The organism is Streptomyces sp. TP-A0874, from assembly GCF_001748085.1.
Classification (GTDB): Bacteria; Actinomycetota; Actinomycetes; order Streptomycetales; family Streptomycetaceae; genus Streptomyces.
In genome coordinates this window covers 470,782-489,425 of record NZ_BBZK01000007.1, presented here as the reverse complement: position 1 = coordinate 489,425, position 18,644 = coordinate 470,782, and the positions used below count along the sequence as shown (strand labels likewise).

General features: G+C 68.1%; 19 protein-coding genes. All 19 read right to left on the bottom strand.

The window, feature by feature from the left end; translation table 11 throughout:
- Positions 1–696 precede the first annotated feature (696 nt).
- Positions 697–1,260: a hypothetical protein gene (locus BGP73_RS14485; protein WP_069814761.1), complete on the bottom strand. Its 564-nt coding sequence runs from the start codon at positions 1,258–1,260 to the stop codon at positions 697–699.
- 296 nt (positions 1,261–1,556) lie between these two features.
- Positions 1,557–2,237 (bottom strand): hypothetical protein, encoded by a 681-nt coding sequence (locus BGP73_RS14480; RefSeq protein WP_069814759.1) that lies wholly within the window; start codon positions 2,235–2,237, stop codon positions 1,557–1,559.
- Between the two features lie 15 nt (positions 2,238–2,252).
- Positions 2,253–3,560, bottom strand: a complete 1,308-nt coding sequence (locus BGP73_RS23325; protein ID WP_069814757.1) for a hypothetical protein — start codon at positions 3,558–3,560, stop codon at positions 2,253–2,255.
- Positions 3,561–3,966: 406 nt separating this feature from the next.
- The gene (locus tag BGP73_RS14470) at positions 3,967–4,725 is read right to left on the bottom strand and encodes a hypothetical protein (protein WP_139134569.1); all 759 of its coding nucleotides are present in this window, start codon (positions 4,723–4,725) and stop codon (positions 3,967–3,969) included.
- 120 nt (positions 4,726–4,845) lie between these two features.
- Positions 4,846–5,469 carry an OmpA family protein gene (locus BGP73_RS14465; protein ID WP_069814753.1) on the bottom strand — a complete coding sequence of 208 codons (624 nt, stop codon included), beginning with the start codon at positions 5,467–5,469 and terminating at the stop codon, positions 4,846–4,848.
- 2 nt (positions 5,470–5,471) lie between these two features.
- Entirely contained in the window at positions 5,472–6,065 is a 594-nt protein-coding gene (locus BGP73_RS14460) for a hypothetical protein (RefSeq protein ID WP_069814751.1), read from the bottom strand.
- A 38-nt stretch (positions 6,066–6,103) separates the two neighbouring features.
- On the bottom strand, positions 6,104–6,742 hold the full coding sequence (locus BGP73_RS14455) for a pilus assembly protein TadG-related protein (protein ID WP_170837838.1): 639 nt from the start codon (positions 6,740–6,742) through the stop codon (positions 6,104–6,106).
- Positions 6,742–6,984, bottom strand: coding sequence for a Flp family type IVb pilin (locus BGP73_RS14450; RefSeq protein ID WP_069814747.1), 243 nt, complete (start codon positions 6,982–6,984; stop codon positions 6,742–6,744). The genes BGP73_RS14455 and BGP73_RS14450 overlap by 1 nt, the downstream gene beginning before the upstream one ends.
- A 230-nt stretch (positions 6,985–7,214) precedes the next feature.
- The gene (locus BGP73_RS14445; protein ID WP_069814745.1) at positions 7,215–8,249 is read right to left on the bottom strand and encodes a response regulator transcription factor; all 1,035 of its coding nucleotides are present in this window, start codon (positions 8,247–8,249) and stop codon (positions 7,215–7,217) included.
- Between the two features lie 82 nt (positions 8,250–8,331).
- Positions 8,332–9,720 (bottom strand): sensor histidine kinase, encoded by a 1,389-nt coding sequence (locus BGP73_RS14440; protein WP_244501195.1) that lies wholly within the window; start codon positions 9,718–9,720, stop codon positions 8,332–8,334.
- A 77-nt stretch (positions 9,721–9,797) separates the two neighbouring features.
- Positions 9,798–10,670 carry a DUF5936 domain-containing protein gene (locus tag BGP73_RS14435; protein ID WP_069814743.1) on the bottom strand — a complete coding sequence of 291 codons (873 nt, stop codon included), beginning with the start codon at positions 10,668–10,670 and terminating at the stop codon, positions 9,798–9,800.
- Positions 10,671–10,681: 11 nt separating this feature from the next.
- Positions 10,682–11,620 carry a type II secretion system F family protein gene (locus BGP73_RS14430; protein WP_069814742.1) on the bottom strand — a complete coding sequence of 313 codons (939 nt, stop codon included), beginning with the start codon at positions 11,618–11,620 and terminating at the stop codon, positions 10,682–10,684.
- Positions 11,621–11,684: 64 nt separating this feature from the next.
- Complete coding sequence (locus BGP73_RS14425) at positions 11,685–13,022, bottom strand: CpaF family protein (protein ID WP_069814740.1); 1,338 nt, start codon at positions 13,020–13,022, stop codon at positions 11,685–11,687.
- 42 nt (positions 13,023–13,064) lie between these two features.
- Positions 13,065–13,433 carry a TadE family protein gene (locus BGP73_RS14420; RefSeq protein WP_069814737.1) on the bottom strand — a complete coding sequence of 123 codons (369 nt, stop codon included), beginning with the start codon at positions 13,431–13,433 and terminating at the stop codon, positions 13,065–13,067.
- Positions 13,434–13,436: 3 nt separating this feature from the next.
- Complete coding sequence (locus BGP73_RS14415) at positions 13,437–13,784, bottom strand: TadE family protein (RefSeq protein WP_244501194.1); 348 nt, start codon at positions 13,782–13,784, stop codon at positions 13,437–13,439.
- A 129-nt stretch (positions 13,785–13,913) separates the two neighbouring features.
- The gene (locus BGP73_RS14410; RefSeq protein WP_069814732.1) at positions 13,914–15,194 is read right to left on the bottom strand and encodes an AAA family ATPase; all 1,281 of its coding nucleotides are present in this window, start codon (positions 15,192–15,194) and stop codon (positions 13,914–13,916) included.
- 8 nt (positions 15,195–15,202) lie between these two features.
- Entirely contained in the window at positions 15,203–15,910 is a 708-nt protein-coding gene (gene cpaB, locus BGP73_RS14405; protein ID WP_069814731.1) for a Flp pilus assembly protein CpaB, read from the bottom strand.
- A gap of 117 nt (positions 15,911–16,027) precedes the next feature.
- The gene (locus tag BGP73_RS14400; protein ID WP_069814730.1) at positions 16,028–16,921 is read right to left on the bottom strand and encodes a hypothetical protein; all 894 of its coding nucleotides are present in this window, start codon (positions 16,919–16,921) and stop codon (positions 16,028–16,030) included.
- Between the two features lie 296 nt (positions 16,922–17,217).
- Positions 17,218–18,534 (bottom strand): Nramp family divalent metal transporter, encoded by a 1,317-nt coding sequence (locus BGP73_RS14395; RefSeq protein WP_069814729.1) that lies wholly within the window; start codon positions 18,532–18,534, stop codon positions 17,218–17,220.
- Positions 18,535–18,644: the final 110 nt, after the last annotated feature.

Here is an 18,644-nt window from a genome sequence, read left to right as displayed (position 1 = left end):
GGTGTCCGGGGGAGGCGCCCCTGGGCAGGGGCACCAGCACGGCGGGGCGGTCTGGTCGGTTTCCACGGCGCGGTGGGGGGGCGGTGGTCGTCACAGCCCTCGGTCCGGCAGCGGAGGGCTGCGGTTCGGAGCCGGCCGTCGGCGCCGTGTCCGGCACCGGGCGGACTGGGCGGCGACGCCCGGCACCCCGGATCGCAGCGCCGGCGGACGTCCCGCCGTGGTCGACCGCGGTCCACCACCGGCCCGCACCGCGCCGCCTTAGCCTCGCCCCGTACCATGCCCCGTCCTTCGCTAACGCTCCCTGATCCCGCTACCGCTCCCCGGTCCTCGGAGAGCGGCGACCCGACGGCCCGCCTCGGCCCGGTTGGGAGACCGGCCCCGGGTCTGCCCTGGATGTGGCCGACGGCACCGGAACCGTCGATCGGCCGCCTCCGGGGCACACGTAGAGGACCGTCCCCCCGCGACGGTCCTCTACCACCCTGGCCGGCCTGGCGTCCTGACGACCCAGCCGCCGGGTGTGTCCGGTGCGCACCGCGAACTATCCGCAGTGCGGCTCTCGACTCCGTTCCTGGCGTCCATCCGTCCGGTGCTCTCGGTCTCGGAGGGGCCGCTGGTCATAGCGGTCCTTCCGGGCCGGAGGACTGCCGGGGGATGCTCCCCGGGTCGCGGTGGTCAGCCGCGCCCCGCATCCCGCCGTCAACCGCCGGCCTTCAGCTCGACGCTTCCGGCGATCCGCTCCAGTTCGGAGCGGTCCGCCCCTTCGCTGGTGGCGTTGATCCGGACGAGGAACGGTTGTGCCTCCGCGTCCACTCCGACGACGTCGATACCGTTGATCGCCGCTCCGTCGGGCGCCTTCCCCGGCGCCCCGTCACCGATCCGGACGTAGTCCACCCGCTGGGCTTCCTCCGCACCCGGAACGTCGATCCTCCACCGGCCCTCGATGCGGCCGTGGAACTCGATGGCCGCGCTGGCCGCGCCCACCGCGAGTTCGGCATCGCCACGGCTGATGAACCGCAGTTGTACACCTACCTTCGCGACCTCCCGTCCGTCCTTGGTGAGTGACGCGGCAGCGTTCACGCCATCGCCGCGTTCTCGCTTCGGAAGCGCCTTCCAACTCGCCGGATAGAAGAGGGAGAGCTGAGCGGTCTCCAAGGCCTTCCAGCCTCCTGACCGGTCGGCACCGGCCCCCTCACCGCAGGCGGTGAGGGGGAGCGACGCGAGCAGGAGCACCGCCACCGAGAGGTAACCGCGCCTGCCCATCTCTTCCGCTCCCGTCCGTTGAGCTTTCCAGGGATGCTAGAGGGAGCGTCCGCCCAGCTCATGGGTCCACGGACCCAACCCCGGGCCCACCTTTCAATGGGTCTGCGGAGCAGGCGTGTTGGGCCCTGGCACAGCCGGGGCGGAGCACGGCCGGCCCACGGCGGCCCGCTCCTGGACGGTCCGTCCGGAGCCTCGGGGCCGAGGCAGGAAGGCTCCGGCGCGCTTTCTTTCGGTCGTTTTCCGGCAGGCGACCGGCGGAGCCCGTCGCAAGCGACTGCCCTACAGGTGGCCGGGGCTCAGGCTTGGGCGGGCGCGTCCTCGACGCGGACCTCGGGGAAGACCCGGACGGAGAGTTCGTGGACGGCGCCGCCCGAGCGGTACCGGAGCAGCACGCCGGACTCACCGCCGCCCGAGCGGACGGCCAACTCGAAGGCCCCGTCCCTACTCAGCTCAAGAAGCACAGCGCCGCCCCGCGTCCAACGGCAGTGGGCAGTGCGCCGCACCCGGTCCCACTCAAGGGCCACGATGTCCTCCGCGGCGCCCTCGATCTCCACCGAGCACCGCAGGCCGTCATCGTCGAGCGGCATCGGCTCGACGCCGAAGTCGTCGAGGAAGGCGTCGGCCTCCGGAACCACGAACGGGGCCCCCGACCCCAGCGTCCGCCGCGAGAACGTCTGCAGGGCCGCCGGCTCACGCTCCAGCAGGGCGTCGTAGTGGTCCGGATCGTCGACCAGTTCCGGGTAGCCGATCAGGACCTGCAGTCCGCCGTCCTCCGGACCGATGCTGTCGATCAGCCAGTCGGCGGGGACGGCCGGATCCACTACCGAGCAGTCGGCCAGCGGCACCCAGTTGGGGAGGGCGTGGTCGTCCCGGACGAGTGCGTGGAACCGCCCACTGTACTGAGAGAGTCCGAAAGCCTCGTATTCCCTCGCCACAGTGAGAGAGCCGTCGCCGCCCTCGCGGTATCTCAGGATCACCCGAATTTCCGTCCGCTACTTGAACTTGTAGTCATCCACCTGGCCGGTCTTGGGATTGTACACGTAGTGGATCTCGACCCCGTTGACGTTCTGGGTCATCTTCTGCCAGCCCTCGTCCCCCGGCCAACGCGAGTCCGTCATCCCCTTCTTCAGCGGGACTTTCTTTCCGGCCGCGGGATTGGACTGGGCTTCCTTCATCGCGATCTGTTCGGTCAGGTTCTTCGGCTCGGTACGCCCGGTCGATCCCCGGCCGAGGGGTTTGGGAGCGTCCGGGTTCCCCACCCCGGTCGGCTCCTTCCTGCGTTTGGGAAGCTTCTTCTCCAGTTCGGCGAGCTTCTTCTCGGCCGCCTTCACCTTCTTGGAGTTCTTGAGGATTCCCTTGACGCCACCGATGACGTCTCCGCCGTGCTTTTTCAGCGCCTTGATCAGCGCGGCGGCTTTCTTCCATTTCCACGGGGCCCCGTACTTCGCGGCCAGTTTCCCCGCGGCTCCCCCGACCAGGCTCGCCAGCACGTTGACCAGGGTCTCCCCGCACGCTGCGGCGTCACCTTTGGTGATGCAGTCCAGAGCGTCGGTGATCCCCAGCTCGTCGGCGAGGATCTTCGCCAGCTCCTTGGCGGCCTTCTCGGCCTTCTCCTTGTCCGAGTCCAGGTCCTTCTGGGCCTGCTCCAGGAGTTTCTTGGCCTCCTCGTAGTCCTTCTCCTCCTGGGTCGGCTCGTCGGTTTCGTTCGGCGAACCGGCCGTGCCGGCATTGGATCCGCCACCGCCGTCGGCCGTGGTCTTCGCGTCCCCGCCACCGCAGCTCTCTCCGCCGACCGCCCGGCAGATCCCCGACTTGATGTGGCCACCGAGTTCGGTGCCCACCCCGGTCGCCACCAGGGCCCCGACGATCGCGACCACCACCACGACCAGGCCGACGTACTCGGTCGAGGTCTGCCCCGAGTCCCCGATCCGCACCCGGAACATCCTGGCCGGCGACACCCCCGACGGCCTCGCCCGTAACCCAAGCGGCAGCGCGAACCACTCTCGGGCCGCCGGCCTCAGCAGCAGAGCCCCTGCCAGAGGCGGCAGCACCAGCAGCGCGCCACCCCACCAGAGGCCGGCGCGTACGGCATCGAGGGCCTGGAGGAACAACCAGCACTGGAATCCCCACAGCGCCCACCGGACCGGTAGGCCTGCTGAGCGCAGGCTGCCCGCCAGCACCGCGACACCGACCACCGGCAGCAGCGCGAGAGCCGTCCCCCACCCGGCACGCCCGGCCCCTACGGCGACCGGTATCCACAGACCGCTCATCAGCAGCAGTACGAACTGAGCACCCGCCACCGCAGGCGGCATCACCGAACGACCACCACGCGACCGTAAGAGTCCGGACACAGCAGAACCCCCCCAAATTCCGTTATACGCGCACAGTAACGAGATCGCTTCGTATGCACATGGGCCCGTGGACCCAAAATGTCCGATAGCGGGGTGGGAACAGGAACGGTGCACGGCCGGCAGCCGCCGCTGTACCGGATGGACGCTCTGAGGTCGGCGAGGCGCCGAGTACTCTCCGGCGCCTCGCCGACCACCCATCACAACGCAGAGGGAGAGCCCCGTACGGGACTCTCCCTCTGCGACGCCCCTCCTGGTTGGGGCGTTCAACTCATCATTCGAGGATGTGCCCCCGTCACCCGGGTCATCCCCGTCGCCCGCACCTCCGGGGTGCGGTGCTCGCTTTCTGGACCACGGCTTACTTCAGCTTCTCCGCCTGGGCCACGACCACGGATTCGGGGACCTCGGTCTTCGTCGACTCCATGACGTTCATGGAGTAGAAAGTGAAGATCGTAGACCCGGAACGGAACATGGTGAACGCCAACGGCACCTCGTCCTCAAGGAGTTCACCGGTGACCGTGTAGCTCACGCTGTCCTGCCCGACCGCCGGTGCGATGGACTCCTCGACCTTCGTGTACTTCGTCTCCTCCGCGCCGCTGCCCGTCGTGGTGGTGAACCCGCGCTCACAGGTGCCGACCGCCTTCTTCAGGTCGGCCATGGTCTTCACCGCGTCCGAGGCCTCGTAAGCCGAGACGATCTCGAAGAGCACCAGGCCCAGATCGCCCTGCTTCTGCGGTGCCAGACTGCGGTAGACGGTGTCGGTCGGCTTCGGCTCCTGGACACCACCGATCACTGACGCGATCGGTTGGCACTCCGCCCGGTCCGCCTTCTCCTCGTGGGTCCCCGCGACGTCTTCCGGCGGCGGGGTGGTGACGAGGTATCCCTTGACATCGGCGGTTGCCAGCGCGACCTTGTCCAGCTCCTTCTTGGACAGAGTCCTGGCATCCTTCTCACCGCCCTGTCCGGGCGTCGCCCCCTTCCCGCCACCGGAATCCGGCGCGCTGTCGGATCCCTTCGCCTTGCCGTCGTCGTCCGCCCCGCTACACGCGGCCGTGAACCCCATGGCCAGCACGGCCGTGACGGCGGCCAGACAGCGGGTCGTTCGCCGAATCCTCACAAGTGCCCCCTCGATACCGACTGCACCCGTCGACCTTCCAGGTCATCACAGGAGTCAACAACCGACCCGAGCCGATCCGGGAAGTCCCAGACCGGCTCGGATGGAAAGCGATGCTCTGACTCAGGCCTGCGGGCCGGAGTCGTTGCGCTCGAAGGACACCTCGACCCGACGGTTGAGTTTGCGTCCCTCTTCGGTGTCGTTGTCCGCCACCGGGTACTGCTCGCCATATCCCCGGATCTCGAAATTGATGTCCGAGCTGAGGTGCTTGACGAGCTTCTTGTGGACGGCCTGGGCCCGTTCCTTGGACAGGACGTCGCCATGGGCGGAGGAGCCGAGGTTGTCGGTGAAGCCGAAGACCCGCACCTTCTGCGCGTCCTGCTTCTTGATCTCCTCAGCAATCTCCTTGATCCGCGAGTCCGCGGCACCGGACAGCTTAGAGCTGTCCTTGCCGAAGAGCACCTCGGCCTGGAGCTGGAACTTCACCTCGGAGTTGGAGTCGTTACGGCGCTCGTCACCGCTTTCGTCACCGACCACCTGCTTGATCTCAAGCACCTTCGGCTCGGCGAGCGAACCGCCCTCCGGGAGCTTCAGGTCGGGGTCACCGGCGTCGATCTTGCCCTCGAAGACGGAGGGGGCGGGTGACAGGTCATCAGCGAAGGCCGACGGGGCCGCCACGAAGGTCACACCCGACACGAGGGCAGCGGAGACCAGGAGTACGGTTCCTTGCTTCCGGACGGTCTTCATGGTCACCGGTCCGCGAGCTTGAGGATGGCCGACTGGAAGGTGGGGATCTGGAGATCCACCTCACTGGTCTTGGCCGGCGGGGCGGGGAACTGCATGAAGACCCTCTGCTCGGAGTTGGCCTCTACGATGCCGAGTCCCATGCTGGCCAGCGGGCGGTTTTCGGTGTCCCGCAGGGTGTAGTAGCGCTTCTTTTCGTTCTTGTCGACGAGGGTGGCGCCACCGAGAGAGTCACCGGCTGCTTGCTTCATGGCGAGCTCTGGCCCTGTCCACTGAGACGTATCGGTGAAGTCCTTATCCGCGTTGTTCTTGAGAATCCCGTTCACCGTGACGAAACCCCCGGAGTCACGGGTAGCGGAGGTGATGTCGAGAACGATGCCCGCCTGACCCTTGAGCGTGGCGATCACCTGGCTGTCGTCCGGCTGATCGGCCTTGTCCTGTTTGCCATCGTTCTGCGTGCCGGACTGGCCGGAGGAAGTGGGCTTCTCTTGTGCCTCGGGCTCGTCTCCTCCGCAGGCCGATAGCGTGAAGGCCAGGGCTGCGGCCACAGTCGCAGCCGCTGCGGCCCGGCGCACCCGGGAGATCTGCCGCATACTCATCAGTGCTGATCCTCTGCTCGTCTTCGCGGTGTCGGTGGTCAGTTGGAGAGCCGTACGCTGAACAGGTCGGCGGCATCGGGGAAGAAATCGAAGTTCTCGGGGTCGATGGACCAGTCCCGGCCATCGCACTTGAGCTTGAGCTGCTTCGGTTCCTCGTCCTCGTCCCCCTCACCAGGGGGCGGCTCGGGACTGTCATCTCCCTCGTCCGGTTTGAAAGTGCACTTGGGCTCGATGACCGCAGTGGCCTCAGCCGTCATGTGCTTGCTCTCGGTACCGGGTATGACCGTCTTGCCCAGCGGCTGCTGGGTCTTCACCTTAACGGTGAAACCGTTGCGCCACCCAGTAAGCCGCTCGCATCCCCCCGGCACTACCTCGGACTTGTTCTGGGCCGCGAAACGCCCGGCGTCCAGACACGCGCTGTAGGTACCGAACTTCCTCCCCTCGATGAGGTCCTTCCAGTTTCCTGGCTCAAGGAGAGAGTTGATGAGGCCACCACGCAGTTGGTCCCTGGCGTTCTGGGCTGCGGCCAGTGCCGCGGCGTCAGCCGCCGACTGAGCGCCGTTGCGAGCGGCACCCGCCTGACCGACCACAAGAAACGCCAACGCGAGAAAGAGCAGGCTCGCCACCACCGTGATGTAGATGGGGAGAGCCTGCCCTGAGTCGCGGTTCCGCGTCATCAATCGCCGGTGGAGATGCTGTTGACGGCAGACTTGATCTTGTTCTTGATCGTGTCGCCGATGTCCGTGAAGCCGGCGATCGCACCCATGATCGCGACAACCACCACGATCATGCCGATGTACTCGACCGCGGTCTGTCCCTTGGAACGCTCCCGACCGAACATCCGCTCGATCGTGGTGTCCCGCCAGTTGCGGCAGACGATCTGAGTGTCTACTGCGCGCTTCAGAATCAGGTCGTTCATGCTGTTCCCCTCCGTATTCCAGCGCCAGCCTCTGCTCGGCCGATGCGCGAGTTTCCCTGCCCCCCGCGCTTCCGGCTTCCTCCTGGCCGGTCTCGCTGGCGACATGAGAAACGTACGCCGAAGGCCCCCCCTCGCACATGGGTCCACGGACCCAACCCAGGACCCAAAGCCGCGGTTGGGCCCCGCTGGGCCTCTTCTGCCTGCGCCCTCTTCGGAGCCCGCCCCCCGTTTCAGCCATGCCCGATCATCCCCCTCCCGGTTCCCGGCTGATCGCCACGCGCTGTGCCGAGCCATACCGCGATGGCCTCGCTCCGCGCTGACGCATGGAGCTTCGCGAAGATCCGGTTGATGTGGTTCTTCACTGTTTTCTCACTGATGAAGCAGGTGGCGGCGATCTGTTGATTCGTCATGCCGGCGGCGATCAACTCCATCACCTCCACCTCTCGAGAGCTGAGTCCGTACTGTTTCCGTACGTCCTCGGCCGATGTCTGCCTGTACCCCGACTCTGCCAGGTTCGGCACGGGTGGCGGCGGATTCTGTCGCGGCTGCGACGATTCCGATACAGAGGGCACGAATGTGTCCGGGTGCCCGGGGAGCACTTGCTGCCCACTCGGCGGAGAGATGTGCTGGCTGGAACGAGCCTGCTCCGGGACGCCGGGCAGGGTCCGCCCCCCGCTGAAGGCCGCGCCCAGACCCTCGGGGAGTTGCTGGGCCGCGGAGCCGCCGCGCATGTGCGCGATGAGCGCGTTGGACGCGGTGGCCGTGAAGTGGGCTCGGCCTTCCTTGATGTCCCGTACCGCCTGCACGAGTTGGTCTGCGGTGAACTCACCGTGCACCAGGTATCCTCCGGCGCCCAACCGCAGCGCCTCGTGGACGATCTCACTCTCCCTGCTGTAGGTCAGCATCATCACCGCGGCGATACCGACCAGGTGCGGCAGCACCGAGATGCCGTCCACCTCGGGCATCCGCACGTCCAGCAGTACGACATCGGGTCGGTGCCGTGCGGCCGCCTCGTAGGCCTGGCGTCCGTTGTCGGCTTCGGCCACCACCTCGATGTCGGTGCGGTGGGAGAGCAGGGCGGAGAGTCCGGCCCGGACCACGGGGTTGTCGTCCACGACCACGACACGGAGCGGCGGCGCCCCCACCGGTTCCGGGAACGGTGAGGATTCGGCAGGCGACTGCTCGGCCGTCGGTGGCTGCTGGATGGGCGGAACCGTAGGCGCCAGATGCCGCTGCCCCGGGCTGTGGGGATCACCGTCCGGCATATGCGGCCTCCTCTCGGAAGAAGCGGTTCGACGGGAAGAACTTGGTCGGTCATGGGCGAGCGGTCGGCGGCTGTCGCACGCGCTAGGTCCGGCTCGCCCCGTGTGCGGCCGGCGGGCCGGTGCCGTTCTCCAGTGGGGATGGCACGCTCACCTCCCCCGGCGGGGCCACGGCGCTCAACGGCAGGTCGAGGCGGACTTCGGTACCGCGAGTGGCTCGGCCTCGGCCGATCCTTATCCGGGCGCCGACACCCGCGGCGCGCTCCACCATGCCCACGAGGCCGAAGTGGCCCGCCTTCCTCAGCTTCTCCAGGGAGGTACCGGCCGGCAGGCCGGCTCCGTCGTCGAAGACGCTGACTCGCAGCAGATGGTCGAGAACACCGATGACCACCTCGACCTGCCCGGCGTTCGCATGACGGTGGGCGTTCTCCATCGCCTCGGAGACGATGGTGGTCAACTGACGTGCGACGGCTTGTGGAACGGCCGGTATGGCGGGCCCGGGCAGTGTCCGGTAGACGGCGCGGATACCCGTGCGGCGACCGAAGTCCTCCACCATCGCGGGAAGCTCGTCGGTGATCCGCACACCTCCGTCGATGCCGGACTCCCGCCGCAGGTCCGAGAGCAGTTCCCGGGACTCGTTCGCCGCTCGGCGGGCGGAGCGGGCCACCAGTTCGGCCTGGTGCTTCACGGTCAGCGGCTCCATCCGGTCGGCGGAGCCGGCGAGCCCGTCGGCGGCCAGGGCCAGCCCGTGCAGGGTCTTGGCCACCGAATCGTGCATCTCGCGTGCCAGCCGCGCGCGCTCCCCGTCGATGGCCTCGGTGACGGCCAGCCGGGAGCGGGTCTCCCAGAGCGCCTGGGAGGCCGCTCCGAAACGGAGCATCAGATTGCGCAGGGTGACGCCGACGGCCCCGGCCAGCACGCACGCCCCGGGCAGCAGACCGCTGGACGACAGGTCGATGGCGATGCCGTGGCCGGCGTAGGCGAGGACGACGATGAGCAGTGTGAGAGAGGCGAAGAAGCCGGCGCCCCGCCATCCGTAGACCATTCCGGCCAGCAGCGGGGTGCACATGGTCACGTAACTCACCGAACTGACCGGCGAGGCGGTGAGCAGCAGCAGCGCACCGAAGAAGGCGTCCACCCCGAGCAGCGCCGGGTGTTTGAGCAGCAGCGGGCCGAACCGCTCCCAGTCTCGGAAGAGCAGGTAGGAGCCCATGAAGGTGAACAGGATCGCCGCGCCTACGGTCAGGGTGGGCCAGCCGCGCTCGATGGCGGTCAGGGTGAACGGAGTGGCCAGGGCGATCATGGCGAGCCGGAAGCCGAGAACCTGCCGGCACAGCGCCTGGAGTGCGCTCAGTTGTATCCGCAGGGTCGGCTCGCCGGCGGCTTCCCCTCCGGGTGCTCCGGGTTGTCCGTGGCCGGGCCCGGATACGATGCGGCCGGACCGCGGCGAGACGTTGCCCAGCATCGGGTCCATCGCCCTGGCTTCCTCCTTCCGACCGGTCTGCGATTGGTGTGTCACCGCCCACCGCTGCTGTCAGCGGGCTACTGCCGTCATCCCAGGCTGATGTCGCTGCCGAGGAACATGCCCGCGCCGATCAGCAGAATCGTGGCCGGCACCATAACCATGGTGACGATGGAGGTGGCCTTCGGCACGGCCTGCGCGGCCTTGCGGCGGGCGATCTGAGCGTCGGTGCGACGCAGGTCGTTGGCGATCGCGATCAGGGTCTCGACGATCGGCGCGCCGAGCTCCTCGCCCTGCTGGAGGGCGGTGACGAACATGGCGACCTGCTCGGAGTCGTTGCGCTTGCGCAGTTCCTCGAAAGCCTGGCGGCGGCTGACGCCCATGTCCATCTGACGGAGGGTGATGCGCAGTTCGTCCGACCAGGGCCCCTCGTACTTCTCGGCGGTGCGGTCCAGCGCCTGGCGGAATCCGAGGCCCGCGGAGACCACCACGGCGAGGACGTCTAGGAAGTCGGGCAGGGTCCGTTCGATGTCGGCCTTCCGCTGCCGGATGGCCGACCAGATGCCCACCTCGACCCAGAAGAAGCCGAAGGCGAGCATCAGCAGGGCGATGAGCGGCTGGCCGTTCGCCAGCATGGCGAACGCGCCGAGTGCGCCCATCACGCCGTAGACGAAGCGGCGGGCGGCGTAGCGGTCGATGGTCAGACCGCCGGGGTTGCCCGCCATGTCGATCTTCTTGCGGGTGTTGTTGACCCGCTGGGGGCCCATCATCCGGAGCACCATCGGCGCGTAGCGCATGCCCAGTCGGTCGATGCCGGAGCCGACGGCACTCGTCCGGGTGGAACCGACCTCCAGGGCGACGGCCAGGTCACCGGGGAGCTTGACCTCGGCACGGTAGAGCCGGATGCCGTGGAACGCGCCGAGCGTGCAGATACCGACGGCGAGAGCGAGCAGGAGTCCCATGGTGTGTCCCCTCAGACGTCGATCTTGGAAACCCGGCGGACCAGGAAGAACCCGAGGCCGTAGAGGCCGAGCGCCAAGAGCATGATCACCCGACCCAGCCCCGTGCCGGTGATCTTGTCCAGGGCACCGCTCCAGACGCTGTCCATGACGAGCATGGCGCCGAGTGCCATGGCCGGGACGATATAGGCGGTCATGGTGACCTGCGAGAGCTGGGTCTTGATCTCCCGCCGGGTCTCCTTCCGCTCCTCGAGCGTCTCGGTGAGGTTGCGCAGTGAGCTCACCACCGAACCACCGGCCGTGTTGGACAGGACCAGCGTCGTCACGAGGACGACCAGTTCCCGGGACGGCAGCCGTTTGGCCAACTCCCCGAGGGCGTCCTCGATGGAGTGGCCGACCGCGAGTCGGTCCGAGACCTTCGCCAGTTCCTCACCGGCCGGCGCCTCGAGTTCGTCGGCGGCCATCGCCAGGGCGGTGCGTAGTGCGAGGCCGGCCTGGGTGGCGTTGGCGAGCACCCGGGCGAGTTCGGGCAGCTGGTTGATGAAGCGCTCGGTCCGCTTCTGCCGCTGCCAGTTGAGCCAGGCGAAGGTGGACCAGAGCCCGACGAGGGCGGCGATCGGCCCGAAGAAGGACGCCAGCATGCTGGCTGCGAGCATCCACATGCCGATCACCACGGCGAGCATGTAGACGAAGAACTCGCCGGGCGTGAGGTCGAGGCCGGTGGCGGCCAGCCGGAATTCGAGCTTCTGGCCGAACTTGGTCTTCCGGATCCTGCGGTCCACACCGCGGAAGTTCCGGTGGCGGCCTCGCCGCCGCCCCTGCCCGGTCTGGGCTAGCCGGTCGACGAGCGCGGCGTGCTCGGCTCTGCCCGAGGTGTAGACGTGCACGCCTATCACCACCAGTACACAGCACAGCAGTGTGCCACCGATCGTCAGTAGCGCGAGATTGTCCATGTCGGGGAGGGAGGCTTTCTACTTGTTCGGCGGGGGCGGGGGCTGTGCGGCGTCCGGGGGTGCGCTAGTGGCCCTGGCGGACCGCGAGATCGCTCTCGGAGCCGGCTACGCCGAAGGCCTGCGGGATCGGTTCGCTCTTCATGTAGAGCCGTTCGGCCACGCGTCTGGGCAGCGGGAAGTAGCGGAACTCGCCGTAGACCCTGCCGTCCGCCGCGATCGGCTGGGCCTCGAAGCGGCAGACGGAGACGATCCGGTAGTCCTCGCGGCCGTGCGAGTCGACGATCGCGATCTCGCTGATCTTGCGGGATCCGTCGGCGTTCCGGCTCAGCTGGACGATGACGTCCACGGCGCTGTTGATCTGGTCCTTGATGGCCACGAACGGGATCTCGACCTCGGACATCGAGGCGAGCGTCTGCAGGCGCATCAGCGCGTCCTCGGCGTTGTTGGCGTGCACGGTCGCGAGCGAGCCGTCGTGGCCGGTGGACATCGCCTGGAGCATGTCGAGGGTCTCACCGCCGCGGACCTCACCGACGATGATCCGGTCGGGGCGCATTCGCAGTGAGTTGCGGACCAGGTCGCGGATGGTGATCTGGCCCTTGCCCTCCACGTTCGCCGGACGGCTCTCCAGGGTGATCACATGCTGCTGTTGCAGCTGGAGTTCGGCCGAGTCCTCGATGGTGATGATGCGCTCGCCCTCCGGGATCAGCCCGGAGAGAGCGTTGAGCAGGGTGGTCTTGCCGGAGCCGGTGGCGCCGGAGACGATCACGTTGAACTTCGCCCGTACCAGGCCGGAGAGGAGGATCAGCATCTGCTCGTCGAGCGAACCGAGGCCGATCATCTCGTGGAGGGTGTAGGCCCGGGGGAAGCGCCGGATGGTGAGGGTGGCACCGGAGAGTGCCAGCGGCGGGATGATGACGTTGACCCGCTCCCCGGAGGGCAGCCGTGCGTCGACCATCGGGTTGGACTCGTCCACCCGGCGGTTGACGGTGGAGACGATGCGCTCGATGGTCTGCATCAGCTGCTCGTTGGAGGCGAACCGCATGGGGAGCAGCTCCACCCGGCCGGCCCGCTCCACGAAGATCTGGTCGGGGCCGTTCACCATGATCTCGGTGATGGAGGCGTCCTCCAGGAGCGGCTCCAGAATGCCCAGACCGAGCGCCTCGTCCACCACCCGGCGGATGAGCATGGAGCGTTCGTGGGTGGAGAGGACCGGGCCCTCACGGCTGATGATGTGCCCCAGGACGCGTTCCAGCCTGGCGCGCCGTTCGGCGGCGGAGAGCGCGGACATCTCCGCGAGGTCGATCTCCTCGAGCAGCTTGCCGCGGTAGACCGCGACCAGGTGGTTCTCCTCCTGCTGCCCGTTGGGGGCCTCAGGAGCGTGGATCCGCGCCCTCAGGCTCATGTCCTTCTCTCCCCTTGTCGTGAATGCCGGAGGCGGTCCGGCTCAGTCCCGCGGCATGGTGGTCGACCGCTTGGTCTCCCCGAAGTCGACCCCGGGGATGATCGACGGAATCCTGACCGTCGCCGTGACCTTCACCTCGTCGTATGAGGGCCCCGTGCTCTGGGTGAAGCTGGCCCGGTCGGCGAGCCAGCCGCTCATCGCGCCCCGGCCGGCCTGCTCGTAGCTGATCGCCGGATGGTCGTGGCTGGCGGTGCGGGCGGCTGCCCGTGACGCGGAGGCGGCCTGCTGGATGGTGTACGCCACCAGGCCGAACTGGATGACCCCGAGGCCGATCACGATGAGGATCGGCAGCATGCCGATGTACTCGACGGCGACCTGCCCGCGGTCCGAACGCTTCCTGCGCAGTCTCATCGCTCAGCCCTCCGCCGCCACAGCGGCATTGCCGGTGACCGTGAAGGGGAAGTTGATGCTGCCCGGGAAGAGCACCGGAACCTTAAGATCCACCTTCGCCTTGACCAGGCCGGGTTCGTTCCAGCACCGGGCCTGCGCCGACTGCTGCCAGGCACCGGAGAGGTCCGACTTGGCGGCCTGCTCGCAGCGGCCCTGCCAGGACTGCCAGGCTTCGGTCGTCGCGACCTGACGGGCCGCCTGGTCGGCGGAGTTGCCGGCCAGTGAGTAGGTGTAGCCGACCAGCGCACACTGCCAGAGCAGAACGACGGTGATCAGGATGATCGGCAGCATGCCGAGGAACTCCACCGACACCTGTCCCTCGTCCGACGCGCCGCGCGGTCGCCGTATGAGACGGCTCTTCCACGTTCTCGCCCTCAGGGCTCCCATGGTCCTCTCACTTCCCCCATCGGTCCGGTCGCGCCGCCCGGCGCGGTGCGGTCGTCACTGCGCCCGTGCCTCGTCACCGCGGCGCCGGCGGCGGACACCGACCGATCCGCGGTCGTTGTACTGGCTGTCCTTGCCCTTGCCGCCCTTGCCCGGTGCCGGTTCCGGCACCGCGACCAGCCCGAGTTCGCCGGCCAGCCCCCACATCGCCTGTTTGACGGTGCTCCGGCTGTCCAGGTCCTGCATCCGGCCGGCGTCGATCGACGGCTGCAGTTCCTTGTAGTTGGAGGGAATGGTGGTGCGGGCCACCCGGGTGCCCACGATCCGCTCGACCAGCGGAGGCTGGATCTCGGTGCTGCGGGTGTGGCGGTTGATGACGCTGACAGTCTCCTCCGCCTTGCGGATCTGCAGCCGGTCCCACATCCGCACCAGGCGTTTGGCGGCCCGGACCGAGATGACGTCGGGTGTGGTGACCATGACGGCGGTGTCGGCCATCTCGACCGCCGCCGCGTTGGCGCTGTTCATCTGGCAGCCGGTGTCGATGACCACGACCTCGTACCGGGAGCGCATGGCGCTGATGATCTGCCGGGTGGCCCGGTCGTCGACCTCCTCGCCCCGCTCGCCCTCGGTCGGTGCCAGGAGCAGCCCGATCCCGCTGGGATCGCTGAAGACGGCGTCCTGCAGCACCCGCGGGGAGATGTCGTTGATGCTCGCCAGGTCGGCGATGGAGCGGCGGAACTGCACGCCCAGGTAGGCGGCGACGTCTCCGGCGAGCAGGTCCATGTCGATCAGGGCGGCGGTTCTGCCGGACGCCTTGGCGGCGAGCGCCAGTTGCACGGCGAGGAGGGTGGTGCCCACCCCGCCCTTCACCCCGGTGACGGTGACGGCCGTGCCGCCCGGCCCGCTGAAGACGTCGCCGCCGGCGCCCAGGTGGCGGCGGACGCCGGTCGCCCAGGAGGCGGCGGCCTGCACCCGGGTCAGCAGTTCGTCGTAGGAGAGCGGCAGCCCGATCAGACCGCGAGCGCCGGAGTCCATCGCCGCGGAGTACAGCCCCGGGCTGGCGTCCGCCGTGATCAGAATCACCCCGACCGCCGGGAAGCGCAGCGCGACCTCCCGGATCAGCTCCAGCGCCGGAGTCGGACCGATCCGCTCGTGCACCAGCACGACCTCGGGGAGGTCCGCCACCGTCTCCTCGGCCAACCTCGCCAACGCGTCGAGCAGCGCGGTGGAGTCACCGACCGGCTGCGCCGGTTCGATGTCCGGCAACTGGCTGAGCAGTGTGGAGACGGAGCGGGCGGCGTCGGCGTCCCCGACGGCCGGGAGGATTCTGGTGACCATCTACTACCTCACTTGTCCCCGGCCAGGGTGTAGTCCCGCTGGTCGGCGGGGATGCTGGTGTCGCTGCCAGGGGCGACCAGTGCCAACCGGACATGGCTGGCGAAGGACTCCGCGTAGGCGACGCGCTGGGCGTTGAGCGTGTCGAGCGCGAAGGTGATCGGCACGGCCTCGGCGGCCTGGCCCTGCGAGCCGTCGTCCTTGGGCTTGAGCGGGGTCAGGCTGCCCACGTCGATGACCTTGGCGTTGTTCACCAGGACCATCGAGCGCGCTTCCTTGCCGTTGCCGCCGCCCTGGAAGGTGGCGTAGATGTTGACCGTCGACCCTGGCGTGATCTTGCCCGCCACACCGGTCGCCGCGTCGATCATGATGGCGATCTCCTGCTGTCCCGGCTTGAGCTCCGGGCGTTCGGTGATCATGTCGCTCTGCAGCAGTGAGCCCTTGCGCAGCTCGTTGATCGCGATCTTGCCCTCGATCTTCGCGATGTCGGTGACCGCGGTCTTGGGCAGCCAGCGCTCGGGCATCGTTATCTTCTTGAACTGCCCCACGTTCAGCGCCTTGTAGGGGGGTATGTCCGCCTTCAGCTCGTAGGCCGTGGTCTCCGGGCCTACCTTGGACTGCACGTCGCTGATCACCGAGAGCACCCCGGCGAAGGCGCCGAAGGCACACAGAACCGACAGGAGCAACAGGATGACGCCGCGGCGCTGGCGTGAGTTCATGTGGGCAGATCCTCGTTCGGGAAGGTTGTTGGCCGTTGGCGGGCGATGGGTTGGTGCTGTTGGCGCGCGGAACAGGAGTTCGGCGTCCGAGCCCTTGTCATCCCATGGGCTCGAGCCTCATTGTGATGGACCGGAGACGGACGCCTCCTGATGGTTACTGACACTGCTGGGCCCGTCTTGGTTCTCCGGTTGGGCGAGCGGGGCGGAACAGAAGGCGCAGCGGTCACCGATGAACTCCAGACCGCACCAGTGGCAGGGCTCTCTCCGCACCGAGTTCACCAGTTGGTACAGGACCACCGGGTCGGGGATCGCGGCGGTGAACTCGACCATCTTGGACGTTCCCCACCAGCGCGTGGACTCCGACGGGAGCGGGGTCTCCTGGACCGCCTGCACCTGCCAGTTCGGGGCGACGGTGCCGGTGACCCACTCGGACGCGAAGGCGGGGGCGGCGGCGACCGTCAGGTGGGTGGCGAAACCGGGGCCGGGCGGCGGGTCATCGGTGCCGATCTTGATCAGTTGCGGGGTGGGGTGGGCCATCACCCCGAACTGCACACCGGGCAGCCAGGACTTCACATGGGTCCGCAGACTGACCGAGACCCGGTCGAGCTTGGCCACGGAGTTGAGCAGGGCCCCGGCGTAGAGGTAGTGGGCCAGCAGCCGGGGGGCCGAGCCGAGGACCCCGGGGCTGAGATCGCCGAGGGAGAGCTGGCGGAGCTGCCGGACGAGGACGGCGACGGCGAGCGGTGGCAGGTCCATGGGCAGCAGCGCTATTCGGTTGCTCTCCAGCACCGATCGCACGGTGTGCAGTCGGCGGGCGAACTCCGGCGAGGTGCTGCTCGCGGCGTACAACACGATGAGGTAACCGTGCTGTTCGAGAAGATCCTCGATCTCGGCTACGGACTCGACGAGCGACTGCTCGTCCGGCGGCTTGAGCACGGCGGCGGTCGGCGTGTACTGGTCAGGGGGAGGCAGCACCAACTCCTGATTGACGACCGCGATCGCAGTGAGCATGCCGTTCCCCGTTTCAGCTCCGACCGCCGGCTACCGGCCGATCGCAGTTTTCTCCCGAACTTGCGCTCTTCTTTCCCAGCCACCTTAACCGTGCCTTAGTCCCGTGGAACAGTTGATGTACGTACAGTGGCGTTCCCGACACGCTTTCGGAACTCGGGGCTTTGCGGCCTTTTCACCACTCGCCCGAACCCGGGGATCGGGAGCCGACCGGGCCCGCCCTCCGGTTCGCCTCCGGTACCGGAGGCGCAACGTGGCCGGCAGGGCGGGCCCGGCGTCGCGGCGGCTCGGCCGCGCCGTCACATCAGCAGGTCGCGGACCTCCTCCACGCAGAGCACGATGAACAGCAGCCCGGCGATCGTCAGCATGGCGTTGCTGAGCAGACCGTTCCGCCATTCCCGCGGTGTCCGGTCGGAGTTGAGCAACCACAGCAGGGTCAGCGCCAGGAAGGGCATGAAGAACGCGCCGAGTACGCCGTAGGTGATCACCAGACCGAAGGGTTTGTCGAGGAAGAGGAGCGAGATCGGCGGAAAGGTCAGCCACAGCAGATAGATCCGGAACGGCACGGACCGCTCCGTCTGCCCCGTGACGACCTCGGAGACCGTTCCCCCTGTCCCCTCTTCGTCTGCGGAGCCGGCCCTCGCCCGGCGGTAGCGCTCCACGAAGTCGGCGAACATCAGGCTGACGCCGTGCCACACGCCGATCAGCGAGGAGAAGGAGGCGGCGAAGAAGCCCACCAGGAACAGTTTCGCGGTGGGCCCTCCGAAGCGGTCCTGAAGCACCGTGCCGAGGTCGACCAGTCCCTGGTCCCCGCTGCTCAGCGCGATGCTGGTGGAGTGCAGCAGCTCGGCGCCGACGATGAGCATGGCGATGACGAAGATGCCGGTGGTGACGTAGGCGATCCGGTTGTCCAGCCGCATCACCTTCATCCAGCCAGAGTTGGTCCAGCCCTTGGCGTTGACCCAGTAGCCGTAGGCGGCCATGGTGATCGTGCCGCCGACGCCGCCGATCAGGCCGAGCGTGTAGAAGAGGGAGCCGTCGGGCAACGCCGGCGCCAGTCCGGCGAGGGCCCCGCCGAGGTCCGGGCTGACCCGGACGGCCAGGTAGACCACGACCACGAACATCACGCCGACCAGCACCGTCATGGCCTTCTCGAAGACGGCGTAGCGGTTGAACCAGACGAACACCAGGCCGACCACGCCCGTTGCGACCGCCCAGGTCTTGAGACCGAGGAAGCCGGGGAAGAGCGCCACCAGCGGCAGGGCGCTGGAGGACATGGCGGTGGCGCCGTAGACGAATCCCCAGATCACCACGTAGACGCTGAAGTAGACGGTGGTCCAGGACCCGAGCGTCCGCCAGCCCTCGAAGAGGGTTCGCCCGGTGGCCAGGTGCCACCGGCCACAGGCCTCCGCGAGGGAGATCTTCACCAGGCAGCCGATGACCGCCGCCCACAGCAGGGTGTAGCCGAACTTGCTGCCGGCGATCAGCGTGGCGACGAGGTCTCCGGCACCGACTCCGGTGGCGGCCACGACGATGCCCGGGCCGATGTATTTCCAGCTGGCCTTCCGGGGCCTGCCGGAGAGTTCGCCGCTCTCGCTTCCGATGGTGTCTACCACTACGGCTGACCTCCGCACACTCGTCCCCCGGCAATGTTGTGCGGATTGAATCGGCCCCGAGCGCCGCACACAAGGGGCCGGAAGCACTCTCTCGTTTCGCCGGAAGCCTT

Bases quoted from the DNA above. Each gene is read 5' to 3' on its own strand.
- BGP73_RS14485 (WP_069814761.1), bottom strand. From the start codon at position 1,260: ATGGGCAGGCGCGGTTACCTCTCGGTGGCGGTGCTCCTGCTCGCGTCG.
- BGP73_RS14465 (WP_069814753.1), bottom strand. From the start codon at position 5,469: ATGAAGACCGTCCGGAAGCAAGGAACCGTACTCCTGGTCTCCGCTGCC.
- BGP73_RS14460 (WP_069814751.1), bottom strand. From the start codon at position 6,065: ATGAGTATGCGGCAGATCTCCCGGGTGCGCCGGGCCGCAGCGGCTGCG.
- BGP73_RS14455 (WP_170837838.1), bottom strand. From the start codon at position 6,742: ATGACGCGGAACCGCGACTCAGGGCAGGCTCTCCCCATCTACATCACG.
- BGP73_RS14450 (WP_069814747.1), bottom strand. From the start codon at position 6,984: ATGAACGACCTGATTCTGAAGCGCGCAGTAGACACTCAGATCGTCTGC.
- BGP73_RS14445 (WP_069814745.1), bottom strand. From the start codon at position 8,249: ATGCCGGACGGTGATCCCCACAGCCCGGGGCAGCGGCATCTGGCGCCT.
- BGP73_RS14440 (WP_244501195.1), bottom strand. From the start codon at position 9,720: ATGGACCCGATGCTGGGCAACGTCTCGCCGCGGTCCGGCCGCATCGTA.
- BGP73_RS14435 (WP_069814743.1), bottom strand. From the start codon at position 10,670: ATGGGACTCCTGCTCGCTCTCGCCGTCGGTATCTGCACGCTCGGCGCG.
- BGP73_RS14430 (WP_069814742.1), bottom strand. From the start codon at position 11,620: ATGGACAATCTCGCGCTACTGACGATCGGTGGCACACTGCTGTGCTGT.
- BGP73_RS14425 (WP_069814740.1), bottom strand. From the start codon at position 13,022: ATGAGCCTGAGGGCGCGGATCCACGCTCCTGAGGCCCCCAACGGGCAG.
- BGP73_RS14420 (WP_069814737.1), bottom strand. From the start codon at position 13,433: ATGAGACTGCGCAGGAAGCGTTCGGACCGCGGGCAGGTCGCCGTCGAG.
- BGP73_RS14410 (WP_069814732.1), bottom strand. From the start codon at position 15,194: ATGGTCACCAGAATCCTCCCGGCCGTCGGGGACGCCGACGCCGCCCGC.
- cpaB (WP_069814731.1), bottom strand. From the start codon at position 15,910: ATGAACTCACGCCAGCGCCGCGGCGTCATCCTGTTGCTCCTGTCGGTT.
- BGP73_RS14400 (WP_069814730.1), bottom strand. From the start codon at position 16,921: ATGCTCACTGCGATCGCGGTCGTCAATCAGGAGTTGGTGCTGCCTCCC.